Here is a 13,661-nt window from a genome sequence, read left to right as displayed (position 1 = left end):
TGAATCGATGAATTTTCGAGTGGCTTCGCCCGTTCGCTTTCGTGACGAACGATAGCCTTTTTTCTGTTTTCCTGAATGTGTGAATGAACTTGATAGAAAACGGCGGGTAGGCGCATCGCAGGGCATCGAGCCCTTTCGATGGTCCCACCCGCCGTAAATAGGGGTTACCAATTGGGGTTCTGCTGTATCACACCGCCGTAGAGCGTAATCTGATCTTGCGGGATGGGATAGAGATAATCGCGGTTTTCGTTCCAGGTGCGAGCACCGTTGGCAATGTCATGCACGATGATGTTGCCGCCGCTTGTGCCTCCGGATAAACGGATTTCTGTGTTCAACTTACGGAAATACCTGATGGGTGCCAGCTCTGTATATGTGGTTTTGCTGGGCAACGAGCCATCGTAGATACAGATATCGTTGTTGTCTATCGTGCCGTTTCCGTTGAGATCGCACACTACATAGTGCTTCACGGGGTCGAGAGCGGGAATGTACATGCCCTTGAATTGCTTCTCAAAGGCTTTTCCTTCCTTCCATCTCATCAGGTCGTCGTAGCGGAATCCTTCTGCCAAAAGCTCGATGGTGCGCTCACGACGAATCTCTAAGATGATGCCTTTGTTGGCCCCGCTCACATTGGGATAGCCCGTTTCGGCTGCCGAGAGATAGGGGTCGGGGTTGGCATTGGCCGCCGTGAGACTGAGGTTGGGCATGCCCACACGGTCGCGTATCTTCTTGATGGACTTGTCTAAGTCGGTCTGTGTCAATGTGCCCAGCTCGGCTTTGGCCTCTGCAAAGTTGAGATACACCTCGGCAGAACGGAAGATGATCATGTCGTTGTGCGACTTGTTGTAACCGTCTGATTTAGTATCGCTCACCCATTTGATGATCTGATAGGCCGTGGTGGCTGCGGAGAAGTCGGGCGGAAGCACCGTCGAACTGCCGATACGGGTGAAGCCCGGGGTAACGATTGTCTGCGAAAGACGTGGGTCACGGTTCTGCGTTTCGGCGTAGAACTGCCTGGTTTGATAGCCGGCTAAGTCGGTAAACCGCGTGCCGTTTTTCATCAAATAGCTGTCCACAATCTTCTTATTCACGCCGGGAGACGTGCCTGCGGCAAAGAAATACTGGTTGGCACTGTGCACGATGTTGAGCTTCAGGTTGAAGTTGCGGGCCAAAATCACTTCCGTGTTCTTTGCATTGTCCGAGGCAAAGAGGTCGCGATAGGGCTGCGAACCTTCGTTATAAATGCCGTAAGGACTGTTGTCGATGAAGGCTTCTGCTGCCGATGCCGCTTCATTGAGGTACTGTTCGTAACCGGCTATGCCGTGATACTTGCGATAAGTGCCCTCGTAAAGGAAGACGCGCGACTTCAAAGCCAAAGCGGTCCACTTGGTGACGCGGTAGGTACTCTTGGCTGTTGGCAGGTTGTCGATGGCGTTATCGAGATCTTCTTTTATCTTGGTCATCAACTCGTTGCGGGCTGTTCGCGGTGCGTAAAGTCGGCCATCGGTAGAGGATAACGGCTCGTCGAACCAGGGAACTTCGCCAAAATGCTTCACTTTATCAAAGTAGAAGTAGGCCCGGAAGAAACGTGCCAGACCCTGATACTCCTTCCGAGCGGCCTCATCGGGACAACGATTGGATCCCTGCAAGAAGGTATTGATGTCTGAAAGGGTCGTCCAGCTCCATCCACCGCCCGAACCTGGCACGGTGCGAGTTCCGAGAACTTCGGACGTTAATGTAGAGGGGATGATGATGTCGGCCGTCTCTCCATACAGAGTTGCAGCCTCCGGGATGCTGGAATAGAAACCGTTGGTGAAGGCTTCCAGCTCTGCCCGATTATTGAAATAGTTGGTATCGGCAAGCTTATCTTGCGGAACCAAGTCGAGATTACAGCTCGTCAGCAACGCCGCTGCAACCAGACATGGAGTTATAAATAGCTTTTTCATGATGGGATAGCTTTAAAATGAAACGTCAAGTCCGAAGGAGAACGTCTTCGAGAAGGGATAAACGCGACCGTTTCTGTCGGTTGTCATCTGCTCGGGATCTAAGTAGTCGCTCTTCAACTTCGTGGTGGTAAGAAGGTTTTCGCCACTGAAGTAGAGGCGCACCTTTTCAAGATAAGCCTTCTTTGTCAGCGTCTTGGGCAGGGTATAACCCACAGTGAAGTTCTTCAAACGGCAATAAGCCACGTTCTGTAGATAGCGATCGTTCACCTTGCTCATGGTAAACCAGCGAGCCTGATCTTGTCCGGCACGTGGGAAATAAGCATTGGGATTCTCCGTAGACCACACCTTTTCGGGGAAATCTTTGGGGATAAACGAACTGTAAGCACGTGCATACGGACCCCAGAACATCATGTTGTTGTCGCCGGGATAGACATGTTGCTTACCTATTCCCTGCCAGAACATCGACATATCGAAACCATACCAAGAGAGATTGAGCGAGAAACCGTAGTGGTATCTGGGCTGAGAATTACCCAGTTTCACCAGGTCGCCATGGTCTTCGAGCGTGCCTTTGCCATTGTTGATCTTATTGTTTCCATCCAAATCGGAAAAGATCAAGTCGCCGGCTTTGTTGCTAAACTTGCTTCCTAAGAAAGATTGGTCGACGCCACGGGCCGCTACTTCAGCATCGGTTTGGTAGATTCCTTCTACCCGATAGCCCCAAATTTCGCCCCATTCCATACCTTCATAGTAACTGCCAAGCACCTTTGTTTCGTTGCCTTTATACTTGACGAGTTTCGATTTACTGTCGGCCAGACTCGCAGTGACACCATAATAGAAAGGCTTTCCGGCCAAAAGGAACTTATCGTTCCAGCTAACAGCGAGTTCGAAACCCGTAGTGCGCAGTTCGCCATTGTTCTCTAAAGGAACCGAATAACCATAAACGGCAGGCAGCGTGAGCGATGTTGCCAACATGTCTTTGGTGTTACGGCGATAGACATCAAGGGTAAGTCCGAGTCGGTTGTTGAGCAAACCGAGGTCGAGACCCACATTTTTGGTCACTACAGTCTCCCAAGTCAGACTGCCAGAGACGGGTGCACCGATCTTGGCATAGACGGTTTGGGCGTTGTCAAAGATATAATTGAACTTCGTGGTGTTCTCCAATGAGATCGTACGAATATAGGGATAGTAAGGATTGGTGTAACCATCCGTCACCTGATTGCCCAGCGAACCTACCGAGAAACGTAGCTTCAAGTTGCTGATGGTGGGCTTTAATGAGGTGAAGAACTGCTCTTCACTGATGCGCCAACCCAAAGCCATCGAGGGGAAGAAGCCCCATCTATCGCTGCTCTTAAAACGCGAAGTGCCGTCGTAACGCATGTTGACTTCGGCAATATACTTACCTAAATAGTCGTAGCTCAATCGTCCGAAGTAACCCAGCAGTGCGTATTCGTTGCGCCAAGCCTTCACATTTTTGGCTCCTACAGACAAGGCCAGGTCGTTCAGTGTTTCAGAGAGCAGGTCGTTGCCCGAGGGTTCTACCCATTTGAAACTTCCCTTTTCGTAGTTCATACCCGCCATAACGGTGAGGTTATGAGCCTCTGCAAAAGTCTTGTGATAGTTGCCATAAAGGTCGTAAACGTAAATATCACTCGTCGTTCTGCCATCCTTCAGGCGATTGCCAAAGAAGCCAGTATTAGCCGTTTGAATCACGCTCGGTCGCTCGGAGTATTGGAAATTGGCCGTACGTGCCAACTTATCCTTCACGAAAGTGCGATAAGTCATCTTACCGGTCAGCTCCAATCCCTCCATCAACTTTAAGACACCGCCCACGGCATAGGTCTGTTCGGTCTTGTTCACCGAGGTAAAGCCATTGCCGGTACGCAGCATCGCAGCGAATCCATCGGCAGGTTTATCGCTGGTATTGGGCAACGTATAGACGTTCGTTCCATCGGGATTGACGGGTACGAGCCAAGGCATGGCGTGGAAAGTAAGGTTGCCCACGTTGCCGCCTCCTTCGAAGTCATAACCTGCCTGATGGTATTTCGACTTGAACAACGACGCACTACTGAAGATGCTCAACCAGGGAGTGACCTCCGCATTGAACTTCGCCATGAGCGTACGCGTACGATATTTATCGTTACTGAGGGCATAAACGCCATCTCTATCGTTCATTCCGCCACTCAACATGTAGTTCATCTTGCTGTTACCGCCATTGATACTGAGGTTATGGCTCCATGTGGGCTGTGAAAAATCGAAGAGATAGTTGTACCAATCGAAGTTTCCGTAGTAGTGATAACGACCATCTGTACCCACCTTTACCCAGGGACGAGCAGGGTTTTCCACCGTGTCATACCGGCGAGCTTCCAGTTCTTTGTAGTCGTCGGCTGTGAGTTTAGAATAACTGCTGCCCGAGGTAGCATTGAAGAACGTATCTACCAACTTAGCAGTTTCATAACCATTGGTCATGAATTGGGTTTTCGTCGTAGGAGCAGAGAAGCTAAACCGTCCATTATAAGTAATGTGTGCCTGACCGTCTTTGTTAGATTTCGTCGTGATGATAATCACGCCAAAGCCAGCACGAGCTCCGTAGATGGCGGCCGAAGCGGCATCCTTCAAAACCGAAATCGACTCGATATCGTTGGGATTGATCCTATCGATGTCACCCTCAACACCATCGATGAGCACCAGTGGAGCACCCGTATTCTTCAGCGAAGTGGCTCCACGGATGTTCAGTTTGGTAGCTTCGCCGGGCATACCCGAGCCGAACGAAATATTGAGGTTGGGCACTTGACCCTGCAACATCTGACCAACACTGCTTACAGGACGGTCTTTCAGTTCATCGGAAGTTACCAAACTAACCGCCCCAATGAGGTTCGCCTTTTTCTTGGTACCATAGCCGATCACCACCACTTCGTCCAATCCTTTCGCCTCTTCTTTCAGCGTAACGTGCATACCCTCGCGCGGTTTCAGCGTCTGCGGAGTAAATCCCACGTAAGAAATGGTGAGCAGATTATCGGTATTCACCTCCAGAGAGAACTCTCCGTTGATATTGGTTGTTGCGCCGTTGCGTCCTCCTTTCTCCGAGATGGTAGCTCCGACGATAGGTTCTCCGGCAGCGTCGGTCACCGTTCCCGAGATGGTTCGTTGTCCCGTCTTTTCGCTTTTCGATGTCGACGAATGCTTGTCCGCTGTCAGGGTGATTTGATTTCCCGATGTACGGAAAGTCAATCCCGCAGCCCTACAAAGATCTTTCAAAATGTCCATCGCGGGTCGATTGCCCAGTGCCACAGACACTTTATTGTTCAGCAGTTTTTGAACCTCTGCATTATACAAGAAGACATAGTTGCTATTCTTCTCGATATAACCGAGCACACTGCCCACTGTCTGTTGCTCTGCGGCAACAGAATAACAAACATTCGCCAACCGATCGGAGCCCGTGGGAGCAGCAAACATTCCCAAAGGTGCCATCAACAGCAATGCCGACACAGAGCGTTGCAACAGTTGCCAACGCCTTGTTTCTTGTCTGAATTTCTCTCGCATGTGGTATGTGATTTAGATATATGAATAATGATTGATAGCAGATTGCTTCTGCGCCGACAGCCTGATGCGACGCGCTTCTATAGATAGAGACGAAAGATTTTTTTAAATCTATAGGTCGGAAAAGAACTTTTTTACAGAAAAATCATAATTTTTTTCACGTCTTCTTCCCCATTTTCTGTTCTTCACCTTATTTAAATAACCTCCCCAGGTTAGAAATTCATTGATCAACAAGCTCCGAATGCCTTTCTTCCAGCATCGTCTTCACCATCTCCTCCAGACTAACCTGCGGTGCTTTTTCTATCTTATTCATCGTGTTCTGCCATTTGAGGGTTACCGCAAAGTTATCCAATTCTTTCCAATTTTGCAAGAATTGGAAAGAATTGAATTGTTTTTCATCCTCCCCTTTGTCAGGCTCCCTCGCCGCCTTGCAGTGTAACAGAATGCCCATCGGCCACCACCCGCGCGCCAGCAATACTGCAAAGATTGGAGAGAACAGTAGAGACGGAATTGCGAATAAGGAGTTTTCCGTAAAGCCGTTGATGTTGCAGGCGTTGATCGACAACGATTTTCTTACCGTAATAATATTCCAAACGCTGCGCCACGCGGCCCAATTCGTCGCCTTGCAGACGAATCATGCCCTGCAACCAACAAAGTTCATCGGCAGTGGAGACAGACTCGCGGGAGACAAACTGACCGCCACAGACGCGGAGTTTCTCGTTCGGACGGATCCGCACTCGGTCGTTATTGCGCGTCTCCACCTCGACAGAGCCCTCCACAAGCACCACCTTTGCAGCCTGCTCATCATAGTTGTCCACACAGAATTTCGTACCCAACACCCGCACATCAAACTGCCCCGTGTGAATCACAAACGGGCAAGCACCGTCGTGGGCCACCTCAAAATAGGCTTCACCTTTGATATATACGTCGCGTGTAGCTCCGCAAAAGGCCTCCGGCCACGAGATGCGCGTACGCGAATTGGCCATCACCCGCGTGCCATCGGGCAGCGTTAGGTGCATTGTGTCTCCCGGTCTCACCTCCGCTTGCAGCATCATCGGTGCCCGATGGGTAGCCGGCTGCATCCGTCCGTCTCCTTTCGGCCCACCAAGAGGCCACAGCAGGGCCATCCAAACAGCGCAAAAGACAAGAGGCAGAACTACCGCTGCGGCAAGAAAAGTCCGTCTGCGTCGCGTCCGTTTCTTCTGCATCGCAATCTTGGCATAGGCCTTTCCCATCAAGCCGGTGGTGTCTATCTGGCGCGGCTCGCTGCGCAAGAGAAAATCCTCCAGCAACGTTTCCTCCGGGGAAGAGCCGAATTTCAGGTCGTCTATGTTCTTGTTCATCGTTCTTTCTTTTTGAATTGTCTCTCCTCGTCGTGCTGTTTGAGAAGTCGGTTTTTCAATGCCTGAAGGGCATAATTGACGTGATAGTTCACCGTGGAGAGAGAAATGCTCAGCATCTCGGCAATCTCCTGATAGGGTAAACGTTCCACTTTGGCCAGGAAAAACACGTACTTGCACTTCGGGGGCAGTGTTTCGATGGCGGCGTTGATGGCAGAGAGTTCTTCGGAAGAGATGAGTGTGTCGCACGGTGTGCACATATCGGGAAAAGAGAAAGCCTCTATCCCGAAGTCTTCCACATGGATAGGCTTCAGCCGTTTCTTCTCTCGCCGCAGATAGTCTACCGATTTTCGATAGACCACCCTACTGAGCCAGCCACGCACGTTGTCCATCTCCACAAGGTGTTTCCGAGTTTTCCAAGCCTCGAAAAACGTGTCGCTCACCACCTCTTCTGCCATCTCGCGACTCCCCAGAATGCCATAGGCATGACAATAGAGCACATTGGAAAACCTGTGCATAAAGCCATTGAAAGCCAATTCGCTGTCTTTGGCCACCAACAGTAGTTCGCGGTAAAGATTGTCCATCGTGTGCAAGTGTTTAAGGAAGCATCGTCGAGAAATAGGCTTCTATTAATCATATCGAAGAAAACTGCCGATAACAATAGGACTACACCGAAAGTCTAACATCATTTAACGCTTTACGACTTCGGAAAACTCGTCCCTCGGTGCCATCTATGGCTCGTTTCGCCCCATGCAAAGGTAGCAAAAAACGACGGAAAAGCCAGACTTCCACAACGCCTTTCTATCCATCTGTTAATCAACGAGTTACAAAACACGTTTCCATCTCTTAGCTTTGGCACGCTAAAAGCTAAGAAAACGCACGGCGAAAGCTAAGAAAACAAGATGCAAAAGCTAAGAGATGGAGTGTTGTTAGAAGAAGAGGGGTAAGTAGTAGTAGAGCGAGCACTCGGCATGGAGCGCACTTTGGCGTGTTAACCACCACTAATTTACACGTGTTTTATGTTTAATTTGTATAAAAATAAGAGAATCCTGTAATTTTAGTCGTCTTCGTTCGTCTCCCTTTTCAGAAAAGTCGTACTTTTATCGTCCTATAACAGCAACCATAACGCTGTCGCAACAAACAATCTACAACAACAATCGACACTCATATTATTACAAACCTATAAAAAACGTGTTTATGTATAGACCATTGAAAATTGTAGGCCTCATGCTGGCTTTGTCGGCATTGTCTGCAAACGCAGCGTTTGCAGGGGCCCATGGTATGCCTTTACCGCAGGCATCACAACAAAACAGTGTATGCAAAGGTGTGGTAAGAGATGCCAAAGGTGAACCTGTGACCGGTGCTTCCGTGGTTGTGAAGGGCACACAGCGCGGCACAACAACGGATGTGGAAGGCAATTTCTCGCTCTCTAACGTCAAAGCGGGAGCGGTGATTCAGGTTTCGTTCATCGGCTTTAAAAGTGCAGAGGCCGTGTGGAACGGACGCGAACTCGACTTCACACTCAACGACGACTCGGAGGTTTTGACCGAAGTGGTGGTCACAGCCTTAGGCATCAAGCGCGAAGCCAAGTCGCTTGCTTATGCCGCACAGACCGTTGGCGGAAAAGACGTGAACGAAATCAAGAACATCAACATGATCAACTCGCTTCAGGGAAAGAGCGCAGGCCTCTCGATTACGCCCAACTCGACGGGTGCAGGCGGAGCCTCGAAAATTCTGTTCCGTGGAAGCAAGTCGATTAGCGGTAGCAACCAGCCGCTGATTGTACTCGATGGTGTGCCTTTGATGATGAATATCTCCGATTCGCAGGTAAGCGGAAACTATGGCGGAGGTCATGACGGAGGCGATGCCATGTCTACCATCAATCCGGATGACATTGCTCAGATCACGCTTTTGAAGGGTGCTTCGGCTGCAGCCCTTTACGGAGCAGTGGCCGCTAACGGTGCCATCATGATTACAACCAAGTCGGCCCAGGCGGGCAAAGTGGGCATCACGGTGTCGAGCAACACGACGATGGAAACGCCATTGGTGCTACCGAAGTTCCAAAACCAGTATGGCATGAGCAACAGCGGCACCTTTAGCTGGGGCAACCCGTTGGGCACTGCAGCTAAAAACTATGCCAAAGACTTCTTCCGCACGGGCTTCACCACGAACAATTCGATTGCTATCGCAGGCGGAACAGAAAAGATTTCTTCTTATTTCTCCTATGCCAATGTGCGCTCTAACGGCATCACACCGGGCAATACTTACAATAGCCACAATCTTTTGGCAAAAGTGGGCTTCAATGTGCTTGACAACATCCACGTAGACGTAAGCGCAGGATTGAACAAACAGCACATCAAGAACCAGGCTGCCTCGGGTTTCCTGAGCAATCCGCTCACGGGTGCCTATCTCTTCCCAAGAGGTGAAGACTGGGATGGATACAAAAACAAATTCGAAGCCTACGATCCCACCCTCAATACAAACGTGCAACGATGGACCAATGTGGCCCAAGAGCAGTTCTCCAACCCGTATTGGATGACGAACCGACAAGTGCCCATCAACGATCGCAACCGTTACGACTTCGGCGCAACCGTGAAATACGACATCATGGCAGGCCTGTCGCTCACAGGACGTCTGCGCTACGAACGCGGAGACGACCATTGGGTGCTCAATCAGCATGCCTCGAGCGAGGGAGGACGTGATAAAATGGGCACAATGAAGGACTCACAGACGTTCAACGAACAGTTCTACGGCGACCTTCTCGCTTCTTACAACCACACTTGGAAAGACATCTATGCCTTGTCGGTGACCGCCGGTACCAGCTTTACCAAAACCAAGGGCACAGGAAACTATCTCATCGGCTGGGGACACTCTAAGTTTGTGATGACGGATGGCAAACCCTCGGGCAATGCTTATTATCCGAATGTCTTCATGCCGTCCAACTATTACCAGATGTCTGTCGTTCCCTCACGCACCGATAAACGCCTGAACGCCATCTTTGCAACGGCACAGTTCGGCTATAAAGACGCACTCTTCGTGGATGTTACGGCCCGCAACGACTGGTCGTCGGCACTGGCTTTCACCAACGGAATGTCGTTTTTCTATCCTTCTGTGGGCACCAGTGTGCTGCTCGACAAGTTTGTTCACTTCGGAAAGCAAGTAAACATGCTCAAGATTCGTGCTTCTTACTCTATCGTGGGTAACGATGTGCCCGTATTTATGAGCAACCCCAGATACACATTGGGCTCTTTAGGTTCACTCACTCCGCCTTCTAAGGCTCCGTTCACTACGTTGAAACCGGAAAAGAGCCACTCTATCGAGGTGGGCTTGGACGGTATGTTCTTCGATAATCGTCTGGAAGTGAATCTCACCTATTATAAAACCAACACCAAGAACCAGTTCTTTGCCGTGGAAGCTCCTTGGGAAACGGGGCTCCGCCAGCAATATGTAAATGCCGGCAACGTGCAAAACAGCGGCTTTGAACTCAGTGCTTCGTGGCGACAGGACTTCAATAAGGACTTCAGCTGGGTGACTCGCTTCAACATGGCCTATAACTCGAATAAGATAAAGGAGCTTGTCGACGGACTCTCTGATGGACTGACACTCGCAGACTATGGCGGTGCGAAGGTGATTCTCAAAAAGGGCGGACACTATGGCGACCTTTACGTGCGGCAAATCAAACGCGGCAGCGATGGGAAACCGGTGGTCAACAGCGGTGCTCCCAGTCTGGGCGGCGACGGAATGAAAGATATGAAGTACGTGGGCGACATGAATGCCAAAGTAAACATGGGCTGGAGCAATACCTTTAACTATAAAGACTTCACGCTGTCGTTCCTCATCGACAGTAAGTTGGGTGGAAAGGTGCTCTCCATGACGGAGGCTACGCTCGATGGTTGGGGAGTTTCCGAACGCTCGGGAGCAGCTCGCAATGCCGGTAAGGTTGTGTTCGAAGGAGTGGAATACGACGCGAAGAAGTTCTATACCACCGTGGGAGCCACCAATTTCAACTCTCAGTATGCCAACGAACTGTATGTTTACAAGGCTACCAACGTGCGGATGCGTGAACTTTCGTTGGGTTACACCTTCCGTAACCTTCTGGGCTATGGCAAAAACCTCACTGCTTCGCTCATCGGTCGTAACCTTTTCTTCTTCTATAAAGATGCTCCGATGGATCCGGACGTGTCTCTCGGAACCGGAAACGGCTGGCAGGGAGTGGACATGTTTACCCTTCCTTCGTCTCGGAGCTTCGGTCTGAACTTAAAATTTAACTTCTAAAATACGACATCCTATGAAATATAATAGAATTATTACACTCGCTGCGGCTTCCGCCTTGTTTGTGTCAAGCGGAATAACGCTCGGCGGATGTACGGGAGATTTCAACGATCTCAATACGAACCAGTATGAAGTAGATCCTAGCAACTTGCCTTTCGCAGCACAGTTCATAGAGCCGATGACCTATGTTTATGCTCCCCACCAGAATATGTTCCAATTTTGGACCAACTTGAGCATAGACCTCTTTGGCGGTTACTTCATGACGCCGCACAACTTCAGTGGTAACGGCAACGCCGACTATAAGCTCAACCGAGGTTTTTGCGGGGGTATGTATGAGAATTATTACTTGCACATCTTTAATAATACGCGTCGTCTGATCAAGGCTTGCGATGAAAAGGGTATCTCGGACTTCGCCGCTGTGATGCGCGTTGTTCAGGCTTATGCCACTGCAAACGCTACCGATGCCTACGGACCCATTGCTTATAAGTCGGTTATCGCAAGCAATGGCGTGTCTTTCGCCTACGACAAGCAGGAAGATGTCTACACAGAAATCTTCAAACTGCTTGACGATGCTATTCAAGGTTTCCAACATGGCACTTCGACTGCCGACCAAATGAAGGCATTCGACTATTGGTGCAATGGCGATAAACAACTTTGGATCAAGGTGGCCAATCAGTTTAAGCTACGTTATGCCATGCGCATCGTGAAGGCCAATCCTGCTTTGGCCAAACAAAAGGCTGAAGAAGCTGTAGCCGGCGGCGTGCTCACGGCATCGGACAGAGACATTCTGATCGACCATGGCTTGAGCAACGAACTCACACGAATGTTTGCTTGGGGCGACTGCGGCATGAATGCCAGCCTGGTTACGATCATGGAGGGATTCAATGACCCACGCATCGCTCTGTATATGAAAAAGAATGCGGATGATGTGAAGGTGAACAACGCTGTTGTTGTAGCCAAGAATACGAAGTATCTCGGCATCCGCGGCGGTTCCAATCTACCCAATAAGCCCAACGCATGGACCAATTACTCGTCGATTGTGTGCGATTATGCTACTCCGTTGCCGGTCATGAAGGTGGCCGAAGCTTACTTCCTGCGTGCAGAAGGTGCGCTACGAGGCTGGAATATGGGCGGAACGGCAAAAGATCTCTATGAAGAGGGCATCAAGGTGTCCATCCAAAACGAGGTGAAATACAAGGGCGTCTATGCCGGTATTACCAGTATCAGCAATGCGGACATCACGGCTTACATCAACGGAACAACCATACAAACCAACTATGTCGACCCGGCCAACTCTGCCAACAATCATGCTGCAATGAATACGCTCTCCGTAAAATGGGACAACAGTGCTACAAACGAAGAGAAACTGCAACGCATCATCACCCAAAAGTGGATTGCCAACTTCCCGCTCTCTACCGAGGCTTGGGCCGAATATCGTCGAACAGGATATCCGAAGCTCTTCCCCAATCGGGTGAACAGTAGCGAAGGTACTATCGACACCAACGAACAGATTCGCCGACTCATCTACTCGACGGTGGCCATCAACACCAACAACGCGGAATTGCAGAAGGGTATCGACCTACTGAACAAGGAAAATTCCAGTACACAATTCAGAGGCGACATCGGCGGAACACGGGTTTGGTGGGACAAACAGAATGTGTCTAACTTCTGATATACTCCGAAAATAGGGACTGCCGCTTAGCTATCGTCCCTGTGACACTTCGATAAAAGTATTAAAAGATAAGAGGAGGTGGGTGCTGCGTTCGACAAGAGCGAGCATTCACCTCTTCGTTTTTATTTCGTCTTGACTGATAAAAGAACGCGACTGTGGTGCTTTCGCTGAGAAATGGGCATAAGAATATTTAGCAATTAAAAGTTGGCCCATATGGAAATAATGCCTATCTTTGCAGCGAAAACAATCATAATCAAGACTTTAGAGTAACAAATTCCGGCAACAGATGGCTGTCGGGATTTATTATTTTACTGTCACCGGAAAACAAAACGACAAACATTTTAAAGTTTTAAAGAATATGGCTTACATGTCACAAGAAGGCTACGAGAAACTCGTAGCAGATTTGCAACGACTCGAATCGATAGAGCGTCCGAAGGCGTCAGCGGCTATTGCAGAAGCAAGAGACAAAGGCGACTTGAGTGAGAACTCGGAGTATGAGGCGGCAAAAGAGGCACAGGCCCATCTGGAAGACCGCATCAACAGAATGAAATTGGCCATCAACGAGGCGAAAATCGTAGACACTTCGCGTCTCAGCGCAGATGCCGTGCAGATTCTTTCCAAAGTAGAGATGACCAATCTTGCCACCCAAGCTAAGATGTGCTACACCATCGTGAGCGAAAACGAAGCCAACCTAAAGGAAGGGAAGATCGCCATCACGACACCGATCGCACAGGGACTGCTCAACAAAAAGGAGGGCGACGAGGTGGAAATCACCATTCCGCGAGGCACCATCAAGCTGAGAATCGACAAGATTACAGTGGGATAACTCTTCCACTGACAACAAGAAAAAAACGATACGCTTGCCTCGAAGTTTGCCAAGAAGGCTGCAACAGGCAA

At 49.7% G+C, this 13,661-nt stretch carries 7 protein-coding genes; 3 read left to right on the top strand and 4 right to left on the bottom strand.

Going from position 1 to position 13,661, the window contains the following annotated elements; all coding sequences use genetic code 11:
* Positions 1-164: 164 nt before the first annotated feature.
* From J5A66_RS01910 to J5A66_RS01895, 4 genes are all read right to left on the bottom strand, one after another.
* On the bottom strand, positions 165-1,943 hold the full coding sequence (locus tag J5A66_RS01910; RefSeq protein WP_211790790.1) for a RagB/SusD family nutrient uptake outer membrane protein: 1,779 nt from the start codon (positions 1,941-1,943) through the stop codon (positions 165-167).
* A 12-nt stretch (positions 1,944-1,955) separates the two neighbouring features.
* Positions 1,956-5,483, bottom strand: a complete 3,528-nt coding sequence (locus J5A66_RS01905) for a TonB-dependent receptor (RefSeq protein WP_211790789.1) — start codon at positions 5,481-5,483, stop codon at positions 1,956-1,958.
* A gap of 407 nt (positions 5,484-5,890) precedes the next feature.
* On the bottom strand, positions 5,891-6,823 hold the full coding sequence (locus J5A66_RS01900; RefSeq protein ID WP_211790788.1) for a FecR family protein: 933 nt from the start codon (positions 6,821-6,823) through the stop codon (positions 5,891-5,893).
* Entirely contained in the window at positions 6,820-7,404 is a 585-nt protein-coding gene (locus J5A66_RS01895; RefSeq protein WP_211790787.1) for an RNA polymerase sigma factor, read from the bottom strand. The genes J5A66_RS01900 and J5A66_RS01895 overlap by 4 nt, the downstream gene beginning before the upstream one ends.
* A 697-nt stretch (positions 7,405-8,101) precedes the next feature.
* Here J5A66_RS01895 and J5A66_RS01890 point away from each other — a divergent pair.
* The 3 genes from J5A66_RS01890 to greA all read left to right on the top strand — a co-directional run bounded on the left by J5A66_RS01890 (position 8,102) and on the right by greA (position 13,590).
* Complete coding sequence (locus tag J5A66_RS01890) at positions 8,102-11,095, top strand: SusC/RagA family TonB-linked outer membrane protein (RefSeq protein ID WP_371742872.1); 2,994 nt, start codon at positions 8,102-8,104, stop codon at positions 11,093-11,095.
* Positions 11,096-11,108: 13 nt separating this feature from the next.
* On the top strand, positions 11,109-12,764 hold the full coding sequence (locus tag J5A66_RS01885) for a SusD/RagB family nutrient-binding outer membrane lipoprotein (protein WP_211790785.1): 1,656 nt from the start codon (positions 11,109-11,111) through the stop codon (positions 12,762-12,764).
* A gap of 358 nt (positions 12,765-13,122) precedes the next feature.
* Complete coding sequence (greA, locus tag J5A66_RS01880) at positions 13,123-13,590, top strand: transcription elongation factor GreA (protein ID WP_211790784.1); 468 nt, start codon at positions 13,123-13,125, stop codon at positions 13,588-13,590.
* Positions 13,591-13,661: the final 71 nt, after the last annotated feature.

Origin of the sequence: Prevotella sp. oral taxon 475, assembly GCF_018127805.1 — a bacterium.
In the GTDB taxonomy this organism is placed as follows: Bacteria; Bacteroidota; Bacteroidia; order Bacteroidales; family Bacteroidaceae; genus Prevotella.
The sequence above is the reverse complement of the archived record's forward strand: the minus strand, read 5'-3'. Positions and strand labels throughout refer to the sequence as shown.